Annotated in this window: 20 protein-coding genes; 10 read left to right on the top strand and 10 right to left on the bottom strand. The window is 71.8% G+C overall.

Features of this window, described 5'->3' with window-relative positions; all coding sequences use genetic code 11:
- Positions 1-39 precede the first annotated feature (39 nt).
- Positions 40-1533, bottom strand: coding sequence for an IucA/IucC family siderophore biosynthesis protein (locus Q5694_RS30930; RefSeq protein WP_333936807.1), 1494 nt, complete (start codon positions 1531-1533; stop codon positions 40-42).
- Between the two features lie 100 nt (positions 1534-1633).
- Here Q5694_RS30930 and Q5694_RS30925 point away from each other — a divergent pair, with 100 nt between their 5' ends.
- The gene (locus Q5694_RS30925) at positions 1634-3166 is read left to right on the top strand and encodes an IucA/IucC family protein (protein ID WP_333936806.1); all 1533 of its coding nucleotides are present in this window, start codon (positions 1634-1636) and stop codon (positions 3164-3166) included.
- Positions 3167-3253: 87 nt separating this feature from the next.
- Here the strand turns inward: Q5694_RS30925 and Q5694_RS30920 are convergent, their stop codons facing one another.
- From Q5694_RS30920 to Q5694_RS30890, 7 genes are all read right to left on the bottom strand, one after another.
- Positions 3254-3670: a universal stress protein gene (locus Q5694_RS30920; RefSeq protein ID WP_333936804.1), complete on the bottom strand. Its 417-nt coding sequence runs from the start codon at positions 3668-3670 to the stop codon at positions 3254-3256.
- A 2-nt stretch (positions 3671-3672) separates the two neighbouring features.
- A complete protein-coding gene (locus Q5694_RS30915) occupies positions 3673-5172 on the bottom strand; it encodes an APC family permease (RefSeq protein ID WP_333936803.1) in 1500 nt (499 codons plus the stop codon).
- A gap of 80 nt (positions 5173-5252) precedes the next feature.
- A complete protein-coding gene (locus Q5694_RS30910) occupies positions 5253-7325 on the bottom strand; it encodes an iron ABC transporter permease (protein ID WP_333936801.1) in 2073 nt (690 codons plus the stop codon).
- Between the two features lie 8 nt (positions 7326-7333).
- Positions 7334-8317, bottom strand: coding sequence for an iron-siderophore ABC transporter substrate-binding protein (locus tag Q5694_RS30905; RefSeq protein ID WP_333936800.1), 984 nt, complete (start codon positions 8315-8317; stop codon positions 7334-7336).
- The gene (locus Q5694_RS30900; RefSeq protein WP_333936799.1) at positions 8314-9183 is read right to left on the bottom strand and encodes an ABC transporter ATP-binding protein; all 870 of its coding nucleotides are present in this window, start codon (positions 9181-9183) and stop codon (positions 8314-8316) included. The genes Q5694_RS30905 and Q5694_RS30900 overlap by 4 nt, the downstream gene beginning before the upstream one ends.
- A 165-nt stretch (positions 9184-9348) precedes the next feature.
- Positions 9349-10374, bottom strand: a complete 1026-nt coding sequence (locus Q5694_RS30895; protein WP_333936798.1) for a helix-turn-helix transcriptional regulator — start codon at positions 10372-10374, stop codon at positions 9349-9351.
- A 177-nt stretch (positions 10375-10551) separates the two neighbouring features.
- A complete protein-coding gene (locus Q5694_RS30890; RefSeq protein WP_333936797.1) occupies positions 10552-11103 on the bottom strand; it encodes a hypothetical protein in 552 nt (183 codons plus the stop codon).
- Between the two features lie 445 nt (positions 11104-11548).
- On the opposite strand from Q5694_RS30890, the gene Q5694_RS30885 reads away from it, so the two are divergent.
- The 8 genes from Q5694_RS30885 to Q5694_RS30850 all read left to right on the top strand — a co-directional run bounded on the left by Q5694_RS30885 (position 11549) and on the right by Q5694_RS30850 (position 21467).
- On the top strand, positions 11549-11725 hold the full coding sequence (locus Q5694_RS30885; RefSeq protein ID WP_333936796.1) for a hypothetical protein: 177 nt from the start codon (positions 11549-11551) through the stop codon (positions 11723-11725).
- Positions 11726-11977: 252 nt separating this feature from the next.
- Positions 11978-12589 carry an LmbU family transcriptional regulator gene (locus tag Q5694_RS30880; protein ID WP_333936795.1) on the top strand — a complete coding sequence of 204 codons (612 nt, stop codon included), beginning with the start codon at positions 11978-11980 and terminating at the stop codon, positions 12587-12589.
- 227 nt (positions 12590-12816) lie between these two features.
- The gene (locus Q5694_RS30875; protein WP_333936794.1) at positions 12817-13743 is read left to right on the top strand and encodes a JmjC domain-containing protein; all 927 of its coding nucleotides are present in this window, start codon (positions 12817-12819) and stop codon (positions 13741-13743) included.
- A 603-nt stretch (positions 13744-14346) separates the two neighbouring features.
- Positions 14347-16635 (top strand): peptidase domain-containing ABC transporter, encoded by a 2289-nt coding sequence (locus tag Q5694_RS30870; protein WP_333936793.1) that lies wholly within the window; start codon positions 14347-14349, stop codon positions 16633-16635.
- Between the two features lie 35 nt (positions 16636-16670).
- Entirely contained in the window at positions 16671-17978 is a 1308-nt protein-coding gene (locus tag Q5694_RS30865; protein ID WP_333936792.1) for a condensation domain-containing protein, read from the top strand.
- Entirely contained in the window at positions 17975-18268 is a 294-nt protein-coding gene (locus Q5694_RS30860; protein WP_333936791.1) for an acyl carrier protein, read from the top strand. Before Q5694_RS30865 ends, Q5694_RS30860 begins: the two co-directional genes overlap by 4 nt.
- Positions 18265-19677, top strand: coding sequence for a class I adenylate-forming enzyme family protein (locus tag Q5694_RS30855; protein ID WP_333936790.1), 1413 nt, complete (start codon positions 18265-18267; stop codon positions 19675-19677). Before Q5694_RS30860 ends, Q5694_RS30855 begins: the two co-directional genes overlap by 4 nt.
- On the top strand, positions 19644-21467 hold the full coding sequence (locus Q5694_RS30850; protein ID WP_333936789.1) for an AMP-binding protein: 1824 nt from the start codon (positions 19644-19646) through the stop codon (positions 21465-21467). Before Q5694_RS30855 ends, Q5694_RS30850 begins: the two co-directional genes overlap by 34 nt.
- A gap of 217 nt (positions 21468-21684) precedes the next feature.
- Here Q5694_RS30850 and Q5694_RS30845 read toward each other — a convergent pair whose 3' ends face one another.
- Positions 21685-23031: a cytochrome P450 gene (locus tag Q5694_RS30845; protein ID WP_333936788.1), complete on the bottom strand. Its 1347-nt coding sequence runs from the start codon at positions 23029-23031 to the stop codon at positions 21685-21687.
- Entirely contained in the window at positions 23028-23999 is a 972-nt protein-coding gene (locus tag Q5694_RS30840; protein WP_333936786.1) for a radical SAM protein, read from the bottom strand. The genes Q5694_RS30845 and Q5694_RS30840 overlap by 4 nt, the downstream gene beginning before the upstream one ends.
- A 240-nt stretch (positions 24000-24239) precedes the next feature.
- On the opposite strand from Q5694_RS30840, the gene Q5694_RS30835 reads away from it, so the two are divergent.
- Positions 24240-25451 (top strand): methionine adenosyltransferase, encoded by a 1212-nt coding sequence (locus tag Q5694_RS30835; protein ID WP_333936785.1) that lies wholly within the window; start codon positions 24240-24242, stop codon positions 25449-25451.
- Positions 25452-25480: the final 29 nt, after the last annotated feature.

Raw genomic sequence — 25480 nt, 5'->3', positions numbered from 1 at the left:
GATCCTATTGATCACCCGGGCCGGGCTCCAAAACGGAACTCAGCGCAGCGGGTTGGGCAGTTCCGCCCACTGGTCCCCGGGCGTGCGCGGCGAGAGCCGCATCAGCGTCAGCGCCTTCGCCGGCAGGGGATCGGAGCGCAGCGCGGCCAGGTCCGCGGTGGGCGGAAGATCGCGCACCGCCGTCTCCAGCGCCGCGGCCAGAGCCTCGCCCGAGCCCGCCGTGCCGGCGAGGGCGCCCGCCACGAGGGAGCCGAACAGCTTGCGGCGCAGCGTGCGTTCGTCGTCGGTGACCATGCGCGCGGGCAGGTCGGGCACCGCGATGCCGTGCCGCGTCAGGCGGGCCGGGCTGACGCGGATGTCGGCCAGGTCGCGGTAGACCAGCCGCAGCGGCTCCCCCGAGGCGGACAGCACGACCAGCAGGTTCTGGCCGTGCGCCTCCAGGGCCACCCCCAGGTCGAGCAGCCGCAGGCCGACGGTGAGGGCGAGCCGCGCGAACCCGGCCAGCCAGGCGGGGGAGCGGGGCAGGTCGGTGGTCGCCAGGGCCGCCACCGGCAGGACCCGTTCGCCGGGTGCCGCGTACGTCTGCGGAGACTCCCGCAGGACGGCCGCGAAGTCGGGTGAACCGGCCGCGGCGGCGCCCAGCGTGCGCGTGACGTGCAGCAGGCCCTCCGTGCGCGCCGCGGGCGTCGCGGCGAAGTCCGACAGCAGCGCGGAGGCCGCGACCGAGGGCAGGGAGATGTCCCGCACGGAGGACGTCAGCCGGGCGCTGAGCGAGGTCTTCACGTGCGGCCCGCCGGGCAGCGCCAGCGTCCGCAGGGCCATCAGCGGATGCCCGGGGCGCCGTTGGTCGCAGGTCCGCTTCAGCACGTGCGCCGCCTGCCAGGGGTGCACCGGCAGCACCAGGTGCTCCCCGTCCCGCAGCTCCTGCGGCCACACGCCCGACACCAGGCACTCCCGCGCCCGCACCGGCACCATCCCCAGCTCCACCACCGGCCGGTGCTCGGGCCCGTACGCGAGCTGCTCGGCCACCGAGAAGCCGGGCCGCGACCGGCACGCCGGATGGAACGGGTGCCCGTCGACGATCCGCTGCTCCCACTCCCAGTCGTGCTCCGGCCACTCCTCACCGGCTCCGGACTGCCCGGCTCGCGACAGGGCCATGGAGGCGACACTGTGGCCGAGTTCGGCGGCGAAGGAGGCGGAGTGCGGCACGGCCAGCTCCGCCATCAGCCGCGCCGGGTCGTCGTGGTCCGTCCCGTCGAGCCGGACCGCCGCGACGGACGCACCGGTCGCGTAGGGGTCCGGCCGGGGCCCGTGCAGCCGGCGCCCGTCCGCCAGGTGCAGGGTCAGCCCGCCCCCACCGGTCTCCCGGCGGCCGGCCCAGGGCAGCGGGTCATGGGCCAGACCACGCCACAGGCGGGACAGCACGGCCGCCCGGGCACCGGGCAGTTCGGCTTCGTACCGCGGCAGCAGAGCGGGCCGCACGACGGCCAGCTCCTCGGCTGCCTCGGTCTCGGCGCTGGGGGAACGGTGCACGGGCGGGCTCCTCGGGTACGGATAGGGCGTCGCAGCGGGACGGTGACGACCGACATACTGATCATCTCCGCCCGGAACGCTGGAAGGACCACAGGGACGAGTGGAACGCGTGGACCTCATGCCCCCGCCCGCCGACGACGACTCGGCCCACGGTGACGACCCGGCCACCGCCGGCCTCGCCGACGCGTACGCCGCCGTGCCGCTGCTGAACTGCCTGCTGCGCGAAGTGGCCCGGCCGGTGCGCCGCGACGGCGAACACCGGGTGTACCACCTGCCCGGCGGCGACCGCCTGCTGCGCGTGCGCGGCGCCCGGCGGCCCGCCGCGCCGGAGGTGCGCACCGGGGACGCCTGGCACCGCCTCGACCACGCCGGGCTGGTGGCACTCGTCGCCGACGAACTGCGCCGCCGAACCGGCCTGTCCAACCACGAACTGCCCGCCGAGATGCTCGACAGCCGCGACGCGGTCGCCGCACTGCTGGCCGCCCGGGCCCGGACCGCCCCGCCCGCGGACCCCTACCGGCGCTCCGAGCAGTCGCTCCTGACCGGCCACACCCACCATCCCGCCCCCAAGGCCCGCGGCGGCGGCCCCGCCGCCGGCTGGCTGCCCTACGCCCCCGAGGCGTACGCCGCCTTCCCGGTGACCCTGCTGGGCGTGCGCGAGGACACCGTCGTCGAGGAGGGCGACACCTCGGCGCTCGACGCGCTCGGCACGGCCCCGCCCGGCTACCGGCTGCTGCCGGCCCACCCCTGGCAGCTCCACCTGGCCGGAGCGGAACTCGCCGCCGCGTTCGCCGACGGCCGGCTCGTCCACCTGGGCACGGCCGCTCCCGGCAGCTGGCCCACGGCCGCCGTCCGCACGCTGTACGCGCCCGGGCACGACGTGTTCCTCAAGTTCAGCCTGGACGTGCGGATCACCAACGACATCCGCCGGCTGTGGCGCCACGACCTGCTCGCCCTGCGCCGGACCGACGCGGCCGTGTGCGCCGCGTTCGAGACGTTCGACGGGCCCCCGGCCTGGCTCGGCGACCGCGGGTACCGCACGGCCGGGTTCGCCTTCGAGGCCCTGGCCGTCCTGGTCCGCGACGGGTTCGCGGGCCGGCTCCTGCCCGGGGCGACCCCGCTGCTCGCCGCCGGCCTGGCCGAGGGCTTCGAGGGGAGCCCCCTGGAGCGCACCGCCGACCCGGAGGGCTGGTGGACGGCCTACCTGGCGTGCGCGGTTCCCCCGGTCCTGTGGGCGTTCGCCCGGCACGGGGTCGTCCTGGAGGCCCACCTGCAGAACACGCTGGTCGCCGTCGACGCCCTCGGCGTCCCGGTGCAGGCGCTGTACCGGGACGCCGAGGGCGTGAAGCTGCTGCCGGACGTCTCGCGCGAGGCGGGCTGGGAGCGGTTGGTGTACTGCCTGGTCGTCAACCACCTCACCGAGATCGCCGCCGCCCTCGCCGAACGGCACGCCGGGTTCGACCCCTGGCCCGCCGTCCGCCGCGAACTGTCCCGCCACGACGTGCCGGAGATCCCCGCCCTGCTCGCCTCGCCGACCCTCCCCGCCAAGACGAACCTGCTGCTGCGCTGGACCGGGGCGGACGGCGCCGACGCCCGTTACCTGCCGTTGCCCAGCCCGCTCGCAGGAACCTGACAGGGGGACAGCCGCCCGGGGACACCCGCCCGGCCCGGGGCCCGACCGTCGCGCGGCACGACCGCACGGGCCGGTGGGCGCCCCGGCTCAGGTCGCGGCCGGTACGCACAGCACCGGGACGCTCGACAGGTGCAGCAGCTTGTGCGGGGTCGAGCCGAGGAGCGCGCCGCGCACCGGGCTCTCCCCCCAGGTGCCCACCACGATGACCCGAGCGCCGTGCCGGGCGGCGGCGTCGAGCAGGGCCTGCGCCGGCCGCTCGTCGACCAGTTCGACCTCCGTGCGCGCCCCGGCCTCCTCGGCCACCCGGACCGCGTGGCCGAGCGCGGTGTTCCCGGCCTCCCGGACGGCGTCGTGGTGGGCGCCGTACTCCTCGCCGGTCACGCCGGGGGCCGCGGCCCCGTAGACGATGACCAGCCGTTCGTCGTACGCGCTCGCCACCTCGATCGCGACCTGCAGCGCGCGCCGCGCGCCCGGGGACTCGTCGTAGCCGAGGACCACCGACATCGTCAGGACTCCTTGCCGTCGAGGAGGACCGGGTCGACCACGCCCGGCCGCTCCGACCAGAAGGCCGGGGCCCGCAGCCGCCACACGGCCATGAGGACCACACCGGTCAGCGCGATGCCGATGCCGATGACGAGGGGCGGACCCAGCCCGAACCACGAGACGCCGCTGTAGGAGTTGGCCGGATCGGCCATGTCCGACACCGACTCCACCAGCAGCCAGGCCAGCAGCCCGGCGCCGGCCAGCGGGCCGAGCCCGATCAGCAGGAAGTCGCGGACGCGGCGGGTCAGCCGGCGGCGGTAGTACACCGCGCAGGCCACACCGGTGAGGGCGTAGTAGAAGGCGATCAGCAGGGACAGCGCGGTGAGGGAGTCGAACAGGGCGTTCTCGCTGAGGTTGTACAGCACCAGGTACCAGGCGATGGCGATGCCGGCGACCCACCAGGTGCTCACGTCGGGCGTGCGGAACCGCGGGTGGACGCGGCCGAAGTGCGCGGGCAGCGCGTGACGGCGGGCCATGGACAGTCCCGTGCGCGACGCGGGGATGATCGTCGTCTGGGTGGAGGCGAGCGCTGAGGTGGAGACCGCCAGCAGCACCACCCAGTCCCAGCCGCCCATCGCCTCCCCGGCGAGCAGTGCGAAGACGAACTCCTCCTCCGCGGCGTTCTCCGCCAGGTAGGCGGTGCCGGCGTAGCCCACGACCGCGAAGGCGACCGCCACGTAGGTCACCAGCAGCAGCACCGTCGACCAGACGGCGGCCCTGCCGGGCGCGGTGGCGGAGTCCTCGACCTCCTCGGTGAGGTTGACCGCCGACTCCCAGCCCCAGTAGATGAACACCCCCAGCAGCAGCGCGGCCGTCAGCGGCGCACCGCCCGCGCCGAACGGATCCAGCCACTCGAACTCGGGTCGGATCGCGTCGAGGGTGCCGGTCCCGGCGTACACGCGGTGGAGCGCCACGACCGCGAAGGCGAGCAGGCAGGCGACCTGCGCCAGGATCAGCACGTTCTGCACCCTGGCCGACACCTCCGTGCCGATCACGCACAGGGCCGTCATCACCAGGATCAGCAGCACCGTGAGGACCTGGCGCACGACGTCGTGGTCCGCCCAGCCGTCCAGACCGACCGCGAGCAGGAAGAAGGTCACGGCGACGTCCGCGAGCGACCCGACGACCAGCACGCCGGTCATCGCGATGGCCCAGCCGCCGAGCCAGCCCGCCCACGGCCCCATGGCCCGGGTGACCCACGAGAACGTCGTGCCGCAGTCCTGGTCGACCTTGTTGAGGTGGTAGAACGCCGAGGCGATCAGCAGCATGGGCACGAACGAGGCGAGCATGACCCCGGGGGCGTACAGACCCACCAGGGCCACGATCGGCCCGATGACCGCCGCCACCGAGTACGCCGGCGAGGTGGCGTTGAGCCCGATGACCAGCGCGTCGAGGAACCCGATCGCATCGGGCTTCAGGCTCGCGGACGGCGGCGGGTCCGCGTCCGTGATGTCCTTGGCCATGCTCCCTCACTCCCGTTGTGCGTGGATCCATACAACAGGGGTGATCAGAGCGATTCGGACATTGCGCGTCGTGTGCCGCCCTATGTCGCCCTCCGGCCGCGGACCAGCAGGTACAGGAAGTACGGCGTGCCGATGACCGCGGTCATCAGCCCGGCGCCGAGCTGGGCGGGGGCGATGACGGTGCGTCCGATCAGATCGGCCGTCCCGACGAGCGCGGCGCCCAGCAGCACGGCCACCGGCACCACCCGCACGTGCCGCCGGCCCACCAGGGCGCGGGCCGCGTGCGGTGCCACCAGGCCCACGAAGCCGATGGTGCCGGCCGAGGCCACGGCGGTCGCGGCGAGCAGGACGCCCACCACCAGGAAACCCAGCCGGGCCCGGGGCAGGGCGAGACCGAGCAGCCGGGGGGTGTGGTCGTCCAGGGAGACCAGGTCCAGCTCGGTGCGCCGGGCGACCGCCACGGCCAGACCGAGCACCAGCACCAGGGCGACGGGCACGACGTCCGCCGTGGTCCGCCCGTACGTCGAACCGGACAGCCAGGTCAGCGCCTTGGTGGCGTTGAACGGGTCGGTGAGCACGATGAGCAGGCTGATCAGGGCCGTGGAACCGGCCGCCATGCCGATGCCCACCAGGACCAGCCGGTTCTGCCGGTAACCGCCGCGGGCGGCGAGCCCGAAGACGACGGTGGAGGCCAGCGCGGCCCCGCCGAACGCTGCACCGGCGATCCCCCAGGACCCCGCGGACGGCACGGTCGTCACCAGCAGGACGGCACCCAGCGCGGCCCCGCCCGAGACGCCCAGCACGCCGGGTTCCGCCAGCGGGTTGCGGGTCACGGCCTGCACCAGGGTGCCGGCCAGGGCCAGTGCGGCGCCCGCGCACAGGGCCGCGAGCACCCGCGGCACCCGCGTGTCGAGCACGAAGGACACGGCCCGACCCGCGCGCCCCTGCGCCCAGTTGGCGACGTCGCCGAGCAGCAGCTTGCTGTCGCCCAGCAGCACACCGGCCACGCTCACGCCGACCACCACGGCGGCGAGCACGACGACGGTGACGGCGAACACCGCCCGGCTGGGGATGCGCAGCCGGTCCGGGGTCTCGGCTCCGGCCGTGTCGCGCAGCCGCAGCGCCGTCACCACCAGGAACACCGCGCCCACCAGACTGGTGACGATGCCGGTGGGGACGGCGACCGCGGTGTCCGCGGGGATCAGCGCCCGCAGCAGCACGTCCGATCCGAGCACCAGCGCGGCACCGGCCAGTCCGGCCACGGGCAGGGCGGCCCGGGCGCGCACGAAGCCCCGGAAGCGGCGGGCGAGCGGACGCACCAGGGCCGGTGCGCACAGACCGACGTAGCCCAGCGGCCCGGCGAGGGTGACGGCGGCCGCCGACAGCAGGGCCGCGAGGACGACCACCGTGATCCGGGTGGCGGTGACCGGGACGCCCAGTCCGCGCGCCGCGTCGTCCCCGAGGGCGAGGGCGTCGACCCGGCGGGCGACGAGCAGCAGCCCGGCGAGTCCGGCCAGCGCGACGGGCAGCATCTGCAGCACGCCGTCGAAGCCGTTCTGGCCGATGCTGCCCTGGTTCCACTGGTAGAGGCCCTCGGTCTCCTGCGGGAACAGCAGCAGCAGCCCCTCGGTGACCGAGTTCAGCCCCAGCGCGAGCGCGGTGCCGGCGAGGACCAGCCGGACGGTGCCCGTGCCCAGGCCGGACAGGGCCAGCACGACGGCCGCCGCCACCAGTCCGCCCGCGAAGGCGACACCGGAGGAGGCCAGCAGCGGCAGCGAGACGCCGGACGCACCGGCCAGGCCGAGCGCCAGGTAGGAACCGGCGTTGACCGCGAGGGTGTCGGGCGAGGCGAGCACGTTGCGGCTGACGGCCTGCAGGACGGCTCCGGCGATGCCGAGGACGACGCCGACCAGGATGCCGGCGGTCATCCGCGGCAGCCGGGAGGCGACGACCACGGAGGCGTCGCCGGGATCGGCCTGCCCGGTCAGGGCCTTGAACACCTGGGAGGGCCCGACGGCCGCGGTGCCCTGGGTGATGTCGACGACGGCGAGGACGGCGACCGCGAGGACGAGTCCGGCCGTCACCGCGGCCGCACCCGTCCGGGACGCGGCCGCAGGCGGACGGGTGGCGGGGGGTGTTTCGGTGACGGCCATGACGGGCGTTACTTCTGCAGCGCGTCGACGAGGGCGTCGATGTACGCCTCCATCGACCGGGGACCGCCGAACATCCAGATGCCGTCGGGCAGCCGGTGCACGTCGCCCGCCTTCACGAACGGCAGGGAGGTCCAGACGGCGTTCTTCTTCAGCTGGCCGGCGAAGGGGTTGCTGGACTTGTCGCCGTCATTGCCGATGTAGGCGAACTGCACGTCCTCGGGCAGGCCGGTCAGGCCCTCGACGTCGGTGGTGCCGAGGCCGTAGACCGGGTCGCCCTTGACCTTCCAGGCGTTCTTCAGCCCGAGCCGCTCGTTGACCGAGCCGATCAGGGAGCCGCCGGTGTAGGGGCGCAGGGAGACCTGGTTGGACGTCACATAGCCGTCGGCGAAGGCGACGTCGGCGCCGGCGAGCCCGGCGTCGGCGAGGGTCTTCTTGCCCTCGGCCACCTTGGCGTCGAAGCTCTCGCGGGCCGCCTCGGCCTTGTCGGTGGTGCCGGTGGCCTTCGCGATGAGGTCGAGGTTCTCGAACATCTGGCCGATCTGGTCGGAGGCGTCCGCCGACTTGATCTCCAGGACCGGGGCGACCTTCCGCAGCTGCTTCACGGCGGCGTCCGGCAGGTCGGAACTGGCCACGATCAGGTCGGGGGAGAGCGAGGCGATGGTGTCCATGCTCGGCTCGCCCCGGGTGCCGATGTCCTTCGGCTCGTTCCTCAGCGGGACGGCGGAGCCCCAGATCTTGTACCCCTTGACGTCGGCGACGCCCACCGGGTCGACGCCGAGCGTGATGAGACTCTCGACCTCGTTCCACTCCGTGGCGACGACCTTCTTGGCGGGACCGTCGAGCTTGACCTTCGCGCCCGTGGAGTCCGTGAGGGTGATGGCCTCGGAGGTCTTCTCCTTCGAGCCGTCGGCTGCCGGCTCGGTGGTGCCGCAGGCGGCGAGGGTGAGCGCCGCGGCGGTGGTGGTGGCCGCGGTGAGCAGGAGGCGTCTCATGTGGTGGTGCCGAGCCTTTCGCTTCGGATGCTGCGGGTGTGGTGCCGGCCGACCGGTCGGGTCCGTATGCGGCCGGTGTGCGGATCTGTGTCGACGTCGATGCGGATGCCGTAGACGGCGGTCAGCCGCTCGGGGGTGAGGACGTCCTCGGGCGGGCCGTCGGCGACGATCCGGCCCGCCTGGAGGAGCGTGATCCGGTCGGCGAGGGCCGCCGCCTGGTCGAGGTCGTGCAGGACGACGCCCACGGCGATCCCGTGGTCGTCCGCCAGGTCGCGGACGAGGTCGAGCAGTTCGACCTGGTAGCGCAGGTCGAGATAGGTCGTGGGCTCGTCCAGCAGGAGCACGCCGGTCTCCTGCGCGAGGCAACTGGCCAGCCAGACGCGCTGCAACTGCCCTCCGGACAGGTGGTCGGCGCCGCGCTCGGCCAGGTCGCTCACCCCGGTCAGCGCGAGCGCCCGTTCCACGGCGGCCTGCGCGTCCGGGTCCGGACGGCCGAAGCGGCCCCGGTACGGATAGCGGCCGAACTCCACGAGGTCGCGCACGGTGAGTCCGCTCGGCGTGGGCCGGCCCTGTGTCAGCAGGGCCACGTACCGGGCGAACTCCTTGGCGGACAGAGCGAGTCCGTCGGTGACCGCGTCGAGCGTCAGTTCCGCCCGGCGGGCCCGCTGCAGCCTGGCGATCGTGCGCAGCAGCGTCGACTTGCCGCTGCCGTTGGGGCCGACCAGCACGGTCACCTCGCCGGGCCGCAGCGCGAGCGCCGCGTCGTGCACGACATCGGTGCCGTCGTAGGACACGGTCACGCCGGTGGCCGACAGTTGATGCCCGCGCAGACGCGGTCCGCCCACGGGTTCTTCACCAGATCTCACAAGGCGAAGGTTAGCCTAACCTAATATCGCCTTGACAAGGGGTACGTCCGGACTCGGTCGGCGGGCCACGCACGCCGGCCCGGGCCGGGCGGTCAGGGCGTCAGCGCCTGCTTGGCCGGACGGCGGGTGAGCTCGTGGAAGCGTTCGCCGGTGGGCGCCGGCGCGTCAGGCGGTGTCGGGGTCGAGGATGCCTTGCCGGGTGAGGAGGACTCCGAGTTGGAATCGGCTTTCGGCTCCGGTGGACTCCATGATGTCCGCGATGTGGCGGCGAACGCTGCGCAGGGACATGCCGAGCCGGCGGGCGATGGTCTCGTCCTTGAGGCCGGCGCCCATGAGTTTGACGATCGTGCGGTCGATGTCCTTGGACACCGCTTCGAGTCCGTCGAGCGCGGCATCGGAGAAGGGCTGCGCCAGGCTCCAGGTCTGCTCGAAGATGTCACACAGATACCGGACGATCGAGGGTTCCCTGATCAGTACGGCTCCCCAGGCGTGGGCGGCCTCGGGAATGAAGGCGACCTCGCGGTCGTAGACGATCAGCCTTCCGAACAGTTCGTGCGCGGTACGGTATTGCGCGCCCAGTGCCGACACCGCTGCGACGTAGGACTGGCTCGGCCCGTTGAACCGTGCGGTGTGGTGGTAGAGCGTGCGCATGCGCACGCCTCGACGCAGCAGCGCGGTGTCGCGGGCCAGTGCGTCGGCCAGCACTTCCGGATTGCGACTGCCGCCCGGCTGGCTCGTCAACAGTTCTCCCCGGCACTGCGCGGAGGCGCGGTTGAGCGCCACCCGCACCTCGTCCACCCGTGGAATCACCTCGATGAGCGCGTTCCTCTGGCTCAGGCCGTTGATGTAGTGCTCCCGCAGACCGGCGAAGCGGTCGCGCACCTCCTCCAGCAGCCTTCTCTGATTCCTGATTCTCTCCTCGATCGGGCTGGTCGCCACGGCGGCCAGCAGGTCAGGGTCCACCGCCCGCAGCAGGGAGGGATCTCGAGCCGACCGGTGCACCAACCGCCGCGCCAGCAGAGACTCCAGTGCCTCCTCCACCTCCCCGGGCGTCAGCTCCAGCTCCGCGGCGGCGGCGTCGACGTCCATCCGCTCATGTACCACCACCCACCCGTACAGGCTGGCTTCGGCTTTCGACGGGTGGGTTGCATCTGCCGGCTCCAGGACGCCACCACCCGGAGAGATCTGCACGAAAGGCCTTCCCTGAGAAGCCGTCGGCCTGCCGGCCGACGCGTACCCAACAACACCCCCCAGCTTCCCCCCACCGATCCCCTGAAGATCAACCGATGGTTGCACCTTTAACAAACCTTGGGTGAGGGTGCGTCGCGACGTCGGCTCCGCCGGTCCCCGCAGGGCTGCCCGGACCGGTCAAAGCGCCGGCCGCGGAGCGGAGCGGACCAGGCCCAGTTGCAGCACCGTCGCGGCTGCCCGTCCGGCTGTGAGAGAGAACGGGTAGGCGCGGGGCACGTACAGGACTTCGCCCACGCGCATGCGCAGCGTCAGCGGCAGGTGCCGTTCCGGGGTGTCGGCCGAGGCGGGCCCCACCGAACACTCCAGCGCGCCCCGGAGCATGACCAACAGGGTGTCCGCATCCGCCGGCAGGTGGCCGCTGGCCTGCCCGGCAACCAGGTCCCGGACGTCGGCTCGCACCGCCGAGACGCCCAGCAGCGTCCGTAACCGGTAGGCCATCAGTCGCGCCAGCGGCCGAGCCGGCTCTTCCTCCCGCCGGCCGGTGAGCCCGTGCGGCCCGGTTCCACCCTCCAGGGTGCGATCATGCTCCGTTCTCAGTCGCTCGAGCATGCGGTCGGCGTTGCGCGGCCAGACAAGGGCCGGGCCCGCCTCCTGGTTGGTGGACACGCATTCGGCCATGTCACGGAAGAACACGTCCTCGTTTTCGTCTTCCTTGCCGGGAGCGGACATCGTCGCACCAATCGTTGCCGTCAGAGTGGATGAATGACGGAGCGCCGAATCGTCGCTCGAAAAAGAGAAGACGGAGTCGCGTCCGGTGTGGGGGAGCCGCCCTATGTTCCTGGAATGGCCGGACTCTTTCCAGTCACGTGTCCACGGTACCGAAGAATGCACGGATGCTGCGCTGAATGATGAGCGGCCGACCGCACGGCGTCCTCCGAAAGCAGACCTGCACACTTCGCGCCCGTGTCGTCGAGAGGCATCATCTTTCTTCACCGCTCCAGCTCAGACCCCCCTATGCCCCTTCTGGGGGATGTCGCCCGATTTTTCTCCGTGCCGCTTTGCTGCGTGGCAACTTGGTGAAGGCCCTCCTCGGTGGAGCGTCCGCTCACGGCACGGCAATCTGGCCCCGAGGAAAAGATCGCCACTCGGCACGACACAGGTACAGGAGTCAGTCATGCGTCACGCGCTCGTCACCGCGATCTTGGTCGCCGCAGCCCTGGGGCTGCTCGGTCAGGCGTCGGAGGACACCTTGTCCGGCGCGGACGGTTCGGGGAGCACCCGCTACGTGGCCATGTCGGCGGACGGCGGTGGCGGTGCCGGTGGCAACGACGACTCGGGTTGGGGCGGCTGACACGCGTGACCCGCTCCCACTCCGCTCCGACGGGGTGGCCGGCGGCATCTTCGTTCCCGTGCCACGGGGTCCAGGGCATGCGGCCGGGACCCCGTGCCACCTACCGCATGCGGTCCGGCGGACGGCCTGCATACCGGCATCTACCGTGAATCGAGGACACGCCTCATGCCCCCTGGTCCCGGCGCACAGCCGCTCCGGCCACCGATGGCTGCCCAACCGGCCGTTCGCCGACGTGCCAGCCCCCCGCGCCCGATGCACGCAGGGCATACCCGCACACCCCAGCCGTCCGGGACCGTGGCGTCGGCCGCCGGTGCGGGAGCGGGCATCGGCCAGACGCGTCCCACCGCGCTGCTTCTCCCCGACGGTCTGTCCTTCTCGGCATGGTCGCAACTCGGTCGCCGTCTGCACCGCCTTGCGGATTCCGCCGCCTGGTGGGCGGGGGACTGGCTGGTCTACGGCAGTGCGGCCTTCCCCGACCGCTACCGGCAGGCTGCCGAGGCGACCGCGCTCGACTACCAGACCCTGCGCAACTACGCCTGGGTGGCGCGCAAGGTCGACGTGGGCCGCCGCAGGGCCGAACTCAGCTTCCAGCACCATCAGGAAGTGGCGGCCTTGGCACCCGAGGACCAGGACCACTGGCTTGGTCAGGCGACCGAGCACGGCTGGTCGAAGGCCGAACTCCGGAACCGTCTGCGTGCCGTGAACGCCGGCGGCCCCGCACGTGCGAGATCCTCCACGCGCTTGCTGTTGGACGTGGACGGGGAACGCTGGGGCAAATGGCAGCGGGCGGCAGCGGCCGAGGACGGTGACGTGGCGGCATGGCTGCACCGGCTGGCGGACCGGGCGGCGGACGTGAGCCGCTGACGCAGGCCGCCGCCGTCACCTCGCCGCTGCGCAGCCGTCGCCGCGCACACGGGTGGGCGGCCCCGCCCGCCGGGGTCGCGCGGTGAGGTCCACGTACTCGCCGGCCTCGCCGATCCGCCCCCGGTCCGTTCCGGCAGGGCGATGTACCGGTCCCGAGAACATGTGACTGTTCGCCCGGCGAAGGCCGGGAGAGCCTTGAAGGGACGAATTCCGTCCCGGCCAGGAGGATGCATGTGAACCGTCCGACTCTTGCACGGTGGGTCGGTGACCCCGACCGCTTCATGACGTCGTACTGGCGCAAGGAGCCGGCCGTCTTCCGCCCACCGGGAGGGGCACCCAGCCCGTTCGGACTGGCCGACGCCGACGGGGCGCTGGCCAGTGGGTTCCTGCGCACGCCCTATGTCGAGATGGCCCGCGCGGAAGAGCCGCTGGGCAGCGAGACGTACACGACGGCACGCACCGTCCACTTCTCCTCCCACGAGGGGTTCGCGGACGAAGCGAAGATCGGCAAGGCGCTGGAGGACGGGGCCACACTGCTCCTGCGATGCGTCGACCAGTGGCACGCGCCCACCGGCGAGACGGTCGCCGCGCTGTCCGGGGAACTGGGCCTGGCCGTCGAGGCCTTCTGCTTCGTCACGCCGGCCGGGCGGCAGGGCCTGCCCCTTCACCGCGACGACGCCGACGTGCTGGTCGTCCAGGTCGAGGGAAGCAAGCAGTGGTCCGTGCACGAAGGGCCGGCCGACGGGAACTGGAACCCGGGCCCCTGTCAGGGGGCCGAACCGGCCGAGGTGCTGCGCGCGACGGTACAGGCCGGTGAAGTCCTCTACATTCCCCGGGGGTTCGCGCACCAGGCCGTGGGAGACGGCGGCCTGTCGGCGCACCTGTCCCTGACGATCCGGGAGGTGGGCGTGGTCGACCTCTTCCGTGTGCTCCAGCGCACGGCCTTCGAGGGGCTCAGGATGGCCCCCCGTCCCTTGGACGACCGCTCGATCGCCGACGCGGCGGGCGAACTGATCGAACGAGCCCGCGGCCGGCTGGCCGAGCTGACCCCCGAGCAACTCGTGGACCTCGCCCGGGGCTCTCAGCGAGCCAGAATGCCCGCACCGAGGCACGTCATCTCACTGACCGAAATGGCTGAGGCTTACCAGAGCTGAGCCGATACGGCACGTACCAGCGCAGGCGCTTCCCGTGGGCGCCGAAAGGCACGCGAAAACTCCCTCTGGTTTTCGCGTGCCTTTCGGCGCCTATTTTTCTTCTGTCTCGCCGGCGAGATGGAGAAGGGAAAGGCGAGGGTGCTATGCCCGAAATGTAGGCGATTTTTGCCTGGTATGTCAGCAATCATTCCTGGCGGTGCACAGGTTTTGCGTGTGAGCTGTTGATCGGGGCGGGAAAGGCGGGCTAGCGTTCTTTTCAACGGCACACCGCAGAATGCGGATGTCGATAGGACCCGTCCGATTGCCGGTCTCCGTCCCGGTTGCCGGTGCGTTCGGGAAAAGACAGAAAGGAAATGACATGGAGAACAACCAGGTCGACATCACCGCCCTCACCGACGAGGAGCTCGACGACATCGTGGGCGGTGCGCTCATGGTTCCGGCCAACTGCATCTGACGGCCGCCGCTCCGGGCGGTCCCGACCGCCGGTTCGCCGGCCGAGGGACCGCCCGGGCATGGAAGCGTCACGCTTCCCCCGCAGTACCGAGAGTGGGCCGGGGACCGTTCCCCGGCCCACTGCCGCGGACCCAAGGACAGAGCTGACCGATGAGTGAACAACGCTTCCGCACCCAGGCTCTCGAGCACCACCACGGACGGGACGGCCTCGGCCCCGTGTTCGGTCACGAACCGCAGACGGGGCACCCGGCCCGAAGCCCCGCCGAACGCGTCCGGGCGCTGGGCGTGGCCCTGCGTGATCTGCGCCGCAGGCGGAACATCCCGATCTGCTTCCAGACGCAGGTCAGCGACTGTGGACCGGCCTGTCTGGTCATGACGCTTCGTCACCACGGTCACGACGTGCATCTCGACGACGTCCGTGACCAGGTGAACTCCGGACGCAACGGTGCCTCCGCCCGCACGCTGCTCGACCTGGCCCGCACCCACGGTCTCGAGGGGCGGGGAGTGCGCACCGATGTGCAAGGGCTGCGGAACCTGCCGCCGGGAAGCATCCTGTTCTGGAACTTCAACCACTTCGTCGTGCTCGAACGGGCCACCGAGGCGTTCACGGATATCGTCGACCCCGCCTTCGGCCGCCGCCGGCTCGGTCACGACGCGGTCTCCACCGCGTTCACCGGTGTGGCTCTGGAGTTCACCGCACCGATCGGCGAGAGCAGGCGTCCGCTGTCCGGCGGGTTCGGCTCGGCCGGCCCCTGGCACCGCATGCGGCATTTCCTGCCCAGCGCCGGGGAGTTCGGTCGCATCGGTGCGCTGTCCGCCGTTCTCATGGGCCTGGAAGCCGCCCTTCCGGCAGCGCTCGGTTTCCTGGTCGGGCACGTCGTGACCGGCGGCCGGCAGCACATGCTGTCGCTCACCGCCCTGGTCCTGACCCTGGTGACCCTCGTGTTCCTGACGGCGCAACTGACCCGCGCCTTCGTCCTGACGCGGCGGCAGTCACTGGTCGAGAAGCGCATGACGTGGGGTGTCGTGGCCCATCTGACGTCCCTGCCCTACGACTTCTTCACCCTGCACAACTCCGGTGACCTGGCCATGCGGGCGCGCACCAGCAGCACCCTCACCCAGGTGCTGAGCCTGTCCGCGCTGTCGGCCGTCTTCGACAGCTGCCTCATCGCGGGCTACCTGGTGGCGGTCCTCATCGTCGACCCGGTCCTCGCCTCGATCGTCGTGGCTCTGATCACCGTCCAGATCGGCGTCATGGTGATGGCCTGGAGGCGCCAGGTCCGGCTGAGCCACGAAGTACTGGAACGGCAGACCCGTACCCAGAGCGAACTGGTGCAACTGCTGGAGAGCATGACCTCCCTCAAAGCGGCAGGGGCCGAGGGCGCGGCCGCGGAACGCTGGTCACACTCCCTGATCCACGAGATCAACAAGCGGCAGGACGCCCGCCGTTCGCTGTCCGTGTCCACGGCACTCAGCCGCACCCTGCAGTTCGCCGCGCCGCTCGCCGTCGTGGTGATCGGCATCTGGCGCGTACTGTCGGGACACGGATCGCTCGGTGGAACCCTGGCCTTCATGGCGTTGACCACCGCGTTGTTCGCCCCGCTGGAGAGTGTCTTCGACACCGCCGCTCAGCTGGCCGCCGTCCGGCCGGCGCTGGCCCGCCTCGACGACGTCCTGCGAGCCGAGCCCGAACCCCGGGGTGAGCTCAGCCCGCCATCCCCGCGCGGGCAGCCGGCCGCCGTCTCCGTGGAGGACGTGTCCTTCACGTACCGGGGTGCCTCCCGGCCGGCTCTGGCCGACGCCCGACTCCACGTGCGGCCCGGGGAGTTCGTCGCCGTACTGGGCCGGTCCGGCTCGGGCAAATCGACGCTCGGCATGCTGCTGGCCGGTCTGTACGAACCCGGCTCCGGCACGATCCGCGTCGACGGACGAGATCTCGCCGCGGTGGACCGTTCCGCCTATCGGCGGCAGATCGGCTACGTCAACCAGAACGCCCACCTCTTCGGCGCCTCCATCCGCGACAACATCGCCTTCGGCGCCGACGACCTCGACCACGACGATCTGGTGGAGGCGGTCCGGCTCGCCCGCATCCACGAGGAGATCGCCGCGCTCCCCATGGGCTACGAGACTCTGGTGACCCCCGGCGGGCACGGACTGTCGGGCGGGCAGCGGCAGCGGATCGTCCTGGCCCGGGCGCTGGCACGCAAACCCGGCCTGCTCATCCTCGACGAGGCCACCAGCGCCCTCGACCCCGCCCTGGAGGAGGAGATCTTCGACGGGCTGCTGCGGGCCGGCATCACGGTGATCGCCATCGCCCACCGGCTCACCGTGCTGGACCGGGCCGACCAGGTGTTCGTGGTACGTGACGGCCGGATCGTGGAATCGGGCTCACCGGCTTCGCTCAGAGCGGCGGGAGGCGAGTTCCTGTGCCTGGCCTGAACCACACGCCACCTGGCTCGCGACCCGCACAAGCCGTGCCGTTCACCTACGAACAGGAGTGGTACGACACCAACGTCCGGCAGGCCACCGTCCACAAGAACGTACGCCTGTCCTACGAGATCCTCGGACCGCTGGACCGCAGCCTGTTCGAGCAGGCCGTGCACCATTTCGTCGCCCGTCACGACGCCGTTCGCATGGAGGTCCTGCCGCTGAACGAGCGCACCCCGACGGCCGCGCAGCGGGTACGCCCCTTGGGCCCGGACGAACGGATCGTGCACCACCAGGACGTGAAGGCGGTCTCCGCCGAGCAGTTCGGCGTCTACGCCGGGGCCGTGCTGACACGTGACTTCCGGAAACCCTGGACCACGGGCCACCGCCCCTACACCTTGCGCCTGCTGCGGTACACGAGCGAGCACCACGCTTTCCTGGCGACCTTCCAGAACCTCGTCTTCGACGGCCGTGCCCACCATCTGTTCGCCCACGAGATCTGGCGCGACTACGAAACGCTGCGCAGGCGCGAGGAGCCTCCCCTCACGGCCCCCTCGTTCGCCGCGGCTGCCCTGCGCCAGCGCACCGCCTTCGGGCCGCGGCACCTGCGGCGGGCGCAGGAGAGCTGGTACGACCGGGCCGGTTTCGCCGGACTCAACCCCTGGCACCGCCCCGACCACGCGGCGGCCAGTGCGGACGGCGCCGTCCGAGCCGAACTGGGAGCCGCCCAGGTGGCTGCGCTGCGGCAGGCCTGCGAACGCGAGCACTGCACCCTCCTGCAGTGGGTCGTAGCGGCCTTCGCCCGTGCCGTCGCTCAATGCACCGGTCGCAGGCGACTGAGCCTGTGGACCTCCATGGACTCCCGGCGCGCCGCCGAGCGGGACGTCGTCGGCATGTTCGCCGGTGTCGCCCCGCTCAAGGTGGAGCACGCCACGGCTCCGCTCTCCGAGGTCAGGGCCGAGGTGAGCGGACAGGTGCTCGAGGCGCTGCGCTACCAGCAGCTCGGTGGGCGGCAGATGCGCACGATGCTGCGCGAGCTGGCTCCCGACGAGGGGTGGCTGGGCCGGGACATCCACATCAATCTGCGCCGGTTCGAAGGGGATCACCTGGGGACCCGGCACGACGGTGACCTGAGGATAACGCCCGACGCCTATCCACTGCGGCGCGTCACCTTCGCCAACGCGTCGGCACTGCAGCTGCGCTGCGACGAACACCGCGACCGGCTGTTCATCAACCTGCTCTTCGACGGACATCGTGTGGGCCGGCAACTGGCCCAGGCCATCCTGGGATGCCTCGCGGCCGACCTCACCGTCGCCTGCGCCACGGACGTCCGCACACCGAGGAAGTCATCATGACGAAGTTCACGCCCCCGAGCGCACCGGACGCCGACGCACTGCTCGCACTGGTCCTGACCACCGCCGAGGAGGTGTTCGGGCACCGAGTCGTCGCCGCGGACGACTTCTTCGCCCTGGGGGGCGAGTCCGTGGCGGCCGTGGAGCTGGCCACCCGGCTCGAAGAACGTCTCGACATCGAGGTCGACTCCCGGCTGATCTTCAACACCGGCAGCTTCCGCGATCTCGCGCACCACCTGCTGCAGGCGGCCGGGACCGCCGACCGGGACCCGGCCGCGGGGGAGGTCCGGTGAAGCCCTACCTGTGGGACCCCTGGCTGACCGCCGCCGAGCAGCCCGGCCGCACGGCGGTACTGGCCGACGGCGAGCACTGCACGTTCGCCGAGCTGACCGTCCGTGCCGACGCGCTCGGCCGTGGGCTGCGCTCGGCCGGAGTCGAGGACGGCGCGGTCCTCACCACGGACCTCGCCACCGGCCCCCGCTTCTTCGCCCTCGCCCTCGCCGCCCTGAGGTACGGCTACGGCCTGCTGCCCGTCGCCCCCTCCCTGTTCGGCTCCGGGACGGCGGCCCGGCTGATGTCCGACGCGAACGCCGTCCTCCACGTCAGCGGCACGGACCCGGCTGCTGCCGGCGCGGAGGGACTGCCGGTCCCCTCCCTGACCGACGAGGCATTGGCGTCAGCGACCCGGCGAGGCCCTCTGCCGATGGCGGCCCGAGCCGGGCACCTGGCCTTCGTCACCTCCGGCACCACCGGCGAACCGCAGGCCGTGCCGCGTGCCCGCCCGCCGCGTGCCTACCGCGGTGTCGCCGTGGACGACCGCTATGCGGCGGGCCTCGCCTTCGGACCGCACGTGATGGGCAACCCCGCCTACCACCTCGGCACCCTCGGCCCCGCTCTGTACGCCCTCCAGGCCGGCAGCGCCGTCGTCGTGCAACGGACGTGGTCCGCCGACGGATTCGCCGACCTGGTGGACCGGCACGGCGCCGACAGCGCGTTCCTCGGCATCGACCAGCTCGTCGACGCCGTGGTGGCGGATCGCCCCCCCGCCCGGCGGCTGAGCATCCTCTTCCACGGCGGGTCCGCCTGCCCGCCCGCCGTGAAACGGTCCGCGATCGACCTGTTCGGCCCGGTGCTGCACGAGTACTACGGCACTTCCAGAAGCACCCTCACCCAGATCACCACCCAGGAGTGGCTGGAGCACCCGGGCTCCGTCGGCCTGCCCCTGCCCGGCATCCGCATCGAGATCGCACGGGAAGGGCGCGCCCTCGCACCCGGCGAGACCGGTGAGATCTGTGTGAGGCTGCGAACGGCCGACCGCGAGAGCGGCGATCCGGAGCTGCTGCGCACGGGGGACCTGGGCTTCGTCGACGACGGCGGCTACCTGTTCGTCGTCGGCCGCAAGACGGGCGCGCACCAGGACGGCCCGGACCCCGCGCACCTCGAGTACCAGGTCCGCCTGCTCGCAGGTGTCGCCGACGTCGCGGTCACCGGCGGCGCCGCTCCGGTGTGCTACGTGGAAACCCTGCCGGGGCAACAGGAGCGCACTGCACGGCAGATCGTGCGCGCGGCAGAGCTGCTGGGCTTCGCCCGGCCCGTGGTCAGGCCCGTCACCCAGGGCACGCTGCCCAGGACGCCCAGCGGGAAGATCCGGAGGGCAGGGCTCGGCACATGGTGGACGACCACCCGGGAAGCGACGGCGTGAACGGCGGGGCCCGCACACCGCAGGGCACGGCGTACGACTGGTTGCGACGGCACGCCCACGCTCGCCCCCGGGCCACCGCCGTCACCGAATGGCACGAGGGTGCCGTCGTGCGCACCGTCACGTTCGCCGAACTCCTGGCGCTCGCCGACCGAACAGCCGCGGCCCTGACCGCCCGCGGCGCACGGCGCGGCGACCGGGTCGTCGTCCTGCTGCCCAACTCCGTGTCCTTCACCGCGACCCTGCTCGCCGTGTTCGCCGCCGGCCTGATCGCCGTGCCGGCCCCACCGCCGGGCGGGTCCGGCATGGCCGCGGAGCACCGGCTGCTGGGTATGGCCGCCGACTGCGGTGCCCGCTGGGTGGTCACCGCGGAGCCGTGGGTGCGGCAGACGCAGGCCGTGCTGCACGCGGCCAGGCCCTCCGGGCCCGGACACGTCGCTTCGGTGACGGTGCACACCTGGGAGGAGCTGTGCGCTTCCCCACCGCCCGATACCCGTTCCTTCCGGCGCCCGCCCGCGCCGACGGCCGACGCGGTGGCCTTCGTGCAGTACACCTCGGGCTCGACCGGCCGGCCCAAAGGCGCCGCAGTCACCCATCGTGCGGTGGCCGCGCAGTGCGCCCGGGCAGCCCGCGCCTACCGGGAACGAAGCGAGGACGCGGCCGTCACGTGGGTGCCGCTCTCCCACGACATGGGGCTGGTCACCGGGGTGCTGCGCCCCCTGTACAGCGGATACCCCTCGGTTCTGCTGGCTCCCCGGGAGTTCGCCCGCTCACCGCTGTCCTGGCTGACCGCGCTGTCCGAGCTGCGCGGAACGCTCTCCAGCGCACCCGACTTCGCCTACGGCCACTGCGTCCGCAAGATCCCCGCCGCCGCGGTGGCCTCGCTCGACCTGAGCCGCTGGCGCGTCGCACGCAACGCCGGAGAGGTCGTCCGGGCGGACACCCTCGACCTGTTCACCGCGCACTTCGCTCCCGCGGGTTTCCGGGCCCGCAGCCTGTGCCCCTCCTACGGCATGGCTGAGGCGACGCTCACGGTCACCACGGCCACTCCGCACCGCCCGGCCCGGCGCCTGACTGTGGCCAGGTGCGCTCTGCAGGCCGACGACATCCGGCCGGTCACCGGTCCGCACGAGGCCGAAGGCGGCAAGGTCACCACCCTGCTGTCCTCCGGAACGCCCCTGGAGGACACCGAGGTCGTCGTACGGGACAGCGACGGGCGGCGGTTGCCGGACGGGCACGTCGGCGATGTGTGGATCGCCGGACCGCAACTCTTCGACGGCTACTGGGCGGATGGACCGGACTCCCGTGTCACCCGGCGGCTGCATCGGACCGGGGACCGCGGTTTCCTCCACGAAGGGCACCTGTTCGTCCTCGGGCGCGTGGACGACACGGTCGTCCACCAGGGACGCAACTACTACGCCGCGGACATCGCGGACGCTCTGGCCGGTCTGCCCGGCCTGCGCCCCGGCCGCATCGCGGTCTTCCGGACCGTCCGGCCTCCGCGGGCCGGCCGGCAGCAGGTCGACACCCGCCGTCAGCATGCCGCGCCGCCCGTGCACGTCTGCCTGGTGGCCGAACGCGACCACGCCGCACAGGGCGATGAGCACGGCACCGGGACCGCCCGCGACGCGCGGCACCGCCTGGCCCACGTGCTCGGTCTCTTCGTCACGGAGGTCGTCCTGGTCCCGCCGGGGACGCTGCCCGTGACGACCAGCGGGAAAGTCCGCGTCACCGAGGCGCGGCGCCGCTTCGAGGCGGGGCTGCTGGGGCCCGGAAACCGTCGCGTGCCGTAGCGCACGGGCTTCCGTCGATCCGCGTCCGGCTTCTTCGCGCACCCCCGCCCCGGTACGGGCACCGCACCTGCTCGCCCGGTGCGCCTGCCGGGCGAGCCCGGCACGTCCCGGACCGTTCACGCAGGGGCGTGGGCGGGCACGAACCCGGCGGCTTCACGTCACGCCGGGCCGGCGTACGCGCTGGAGGCGCCGGCACAGCGTGCGCCGAGCACCCTCGCTACCGCCCGGAGCGGCGTCCACGGCCCGACCGGTCGGACATCTCCCGGGCAGGTCGCAGAGGACAGGCGCGGAACGACGTCATGCCGAAGTCGGGGATGCGCTCCACGGCTGCGGCGTCGACGCGCTCCAGCACCCGCGCCTCCGCCAGAGCCAGCCAGGCCATGCGCAGATGGAGCCGGGCCGGCGAGGCGCCCAGGCAGTAGTGGCGGCCGCGTCCGAAAGCCAGGTGGTCCGTTGCTCGCTCGGCCTTCGCCACCGGAGGCCGGCCCGCGCCGTCCGATGCTCCCGTGGCTCCCGACACCGGGCACCGGGACGTCGCTTCGCCGCCTGCGGTGTCGTGTCCGGCGGAGGCCAGGATCAGCACCACCCGCTGCCCGGTGACGAAGGAGTGCCCGCGGTAGTGGAAGTCCTCCTTCACCTCCCGGGGCGCGAAATGGAACGGGGGATCGAACCGCAGCGCCTCCTCCACCTGGACGTCCGCCCACACGCCGTCGGCGGGTGCGTCCGGTCCGACGGGGGCTTGCGCGCGGGTGTCGGTACCGGGCGTGGCCGTCTGCGGGGACTGCGCATGCCGCAGGGCCATGACGCACGTCGCCGTCGCGGTGGGTTCGACACCGCCGGTGACCAGTTGCGCCACCATCGCCACGACGTCGTCCAGCTCGACCGTTTCCTCGCCCTCGAGGGCCCGGGCGAGAGCCTGGGCGACCGGGGTCACGGGATCGGTCAGCATGCGGGAGACGACGTAGCCGGTCAGTTCCTCCACCGCGACGCGTGCGGCCCCGGCGAGCCGTACATCGACCCCGGTGCTCCCCAGATACCGCACCAGGGCGTCCGACCACCGCACCAGCCGTGGGCCGTCCTCCTCGGGAGAGACACCGAGCAGACGGCTCAGCGTCCATGTCGCCGCGGGCCTGGCGAACCCGGTCAGCAGATCGGCGGGCCCTTCGCCCAACCCTCGTGCCAGCGACCGGGTGATCTCTCCGATGGCCTCGCCCATCGGTGCGACGGCTGTACGGGACAAGGCGGGCTGCAGACGCCGCCGCAGCACGTGCTGCGCCGGCCGGTCGGAGAAGACCGGCCACCGGGCGAGATGATCCTCCACCGGCACGACGTCCCGACGCTCGGGCGGCGGAAGGTGGTGCACCCAGTCCGGATAGGTGTGCGCCCCGAGTCGGGGATCGCGCAGCAGCTCGACCATGTCGTCGCGGCGGCTGACGTACCAGGATCGGGTCTCCTCGTCCCAGTGCACCGGGCTGCTGTCACGGAGCATGCGGTACAGCGGGTACGGATCGAGCCGGCTGGCCGGGGTGACGACAGGAGGCAGAGCGCGATCGCGGACGGTCATCGCGCACCGGCGTTCTCGTAGGCGATGCTCTCCATGGCCTGGCAGTCCGTCCAGCAGACCGCGCAGTCGTCGCGCCTGATCCGGTCCCTGGCCTGCTGGGCGAGGCTCCCCGTCCACAGGGGCAGGATGTCGTAACCGGTGTCGCGCACGTTGCCGATGACGTCCTCGGTCATGGTGACGCACGGGGCGATGCCGCCGTAGGGGTCGATCCACAGCGACGCGAACATGGCGTAGCACGGAACGATCATCTCTTTCGGCGAGTTGACGCTCTGCGGGATGCGCTCGACGAAGGGCAGCGTGCGCTCGAAGCGATACTCCCGGTTCAGCTGCTCCACCGTGCGGATGAGCTTCTGCCTGCCCTCCAGGGTGTTGTTCTTCGCGTAGTAGTGACCGGAGGCGACGGGCCGGAAGGCGAAGTCGTCCGGTTCCCTGACCAGCCCGGTGCGCAGTGCGTCGGCCATGAGAGCCGGCAGTTCGTCGACGTTGTCGTCCATGATGGTGAAGCTGATCTGCTGGCTCAGCTGCGGGAACGACTCACGCAGTTCAGCGAGGTCCCGCAGCAGGGTGCGGGCGCGGTCGTAGCCGTTCCTGACCCCGCGGATCCTGCCGTAGGTGTCGGAGAAGCCGTCCAGCGAGACGCTCACCACGAACAGCGACTCCTCCGGGGCTTCGGTGAGAATCTTCCGCACCATGCCCAGAATGCGCTTCGGCTGCAGCCCGTTGGTGGTGACCGCGGCGAATCCGGTCCGCCGCAGCACCATGCTCAGGAGTTCTACCACGCCTTCCTTGAGGAAGGGCTCACCGCCGGTCACGTCAATGGATGTGACCCCTTGGCTGATGGCGGATTCAGCGACCCGCAGCCATTCCGCGCCGGTCAGTTCCGTGCTGTAGAGGCCCTTCTCCTTCCGGTATATCTCCCAGATCGAGCACATGGTGCACCGGGAGTTGCACAGATTCGTGATCTGCATGCTCATACGTCGCGGAACGGGACGCGGAAGCCCGGACTGGCGAAGTCGTCGCACGTCAGCGGCCATTGGATCCATCATGGTCAACACGCTACGCGGCGCCGGTATATTCGCGGAATACAAAGAATCCGCACCTCGCTTTCGCGCTTGACACCCTCCTCGGGCCGCTGTCAACAATTGCCCTGTGTTCGAGGCCACTTGGCCCGGACGCCCTCCCATTCGCCTTGCCCTAGGAGAGCAGTCATGCGGTTCAACCTCATCGAGGCCGGCCCCGTCGCCGATATCGAGGTCGTCGAGCGGAAAGGGACGGGCCACCCGGACTCGCTTTCCGACGGGCTGGCGGAAGCGCTCTCCGTCGCGTATTCCCGTTACACGCGGGAACGGTTCGGAGCGGTCCTGCACCACAACTTCGACAAGGTGGGTCTCCTCGGGGGCCGCAGCGAGGTGGACTTCGGCCGCGGCCGCATGACCTCACCCATCCGCGTCCTGGTCAACGGCCGGACGAGCAACCGTTTCGGTGACGAGGACATCCCCGTCGAGGACATCATCGTCAGCGCCACCCGGGAGTTCCTCGGAGCCAGGCTGCCGAAGATCGACCCGGAGCAGGACCTGACCTTCCTGTGGAACCTCAGCAGCGGCAGCAGCCCGGGCCAGGTCGACGCCTCCTCCGAGAAGGAGTCCTACCGGCGGCACTGGTTCGCCCCGCGAGACCTGTCCGACCTGCGCGAACTGACGCACCTGGTCTGCAACGACACGTCGATCGGCACCGCCTACGCACCGCTGAGCCCGCTGGAGACCTTCGTGCTCCGGGTCGAGAAGGAACTCCACGAGGAACACGATCTGCCGTGGCTCGGCACCGACATCAAGGTGCTCGCCGTACGCAGGGGCACGAGTCTCGACCTGACGATGTGCCTGCCCCAGATCGCCGACGAGGTCCCGGACCTCGACGCGTACGCGGCGAACATCGATACCGCCCGCGGCATCGTCCTGGACCTCGCCGCGCGGATGCTGCCCGGCCACACCGTCGAGCTGTTCACCAACACGCGCGACAAGTACGACATCCCGGAGCTGTACCTCACCGCCACCGGCTCCTCCATCGAGAGCGGAGACGAGGGACTGGTCGGCCGCGGCAACCGTGCCAACGGACTGATCGCCACCGCCCGCCCCTACACCATGGAGGGGGTCTGCGGAAAGAACCCGGTCTACCACACCGGCAAGATCTACACCGTGGCCGCGCAGCGCATCGCGGACGAACTCGCCGCCGCCTTCGACACCGGCTTCCGGGTCTGGGTGGTCGGGCAGGCCGGACGTGATCTCGACGACCCCTGGGAGGTCGTGGTCGCCCACGAGGGTCCCGTCGACGCCAACCTGGTGGAAGTCACCGTCAAGTCGGTGCTGTCCGACGTCACCACCATCACCGACGACCTGCTTTCCGCCTCGATCCGGCTCTACTGACCATGCGCACCGATACGGCATCCGCAGGG

This window comes from Streptomyces sp. AHA2, from assembly GCF_036857595.1.
GTDB lineage: Bacteria > Actinomycetota > Actinomycetes > Streptomycetales > Streptomycetaceae > Streptomyces.
The sequence above is the reverse complement of the archived record's forward strand: the minus strand, read 5'-3'. Positions and strand labels throughout refer to the sequence as shown.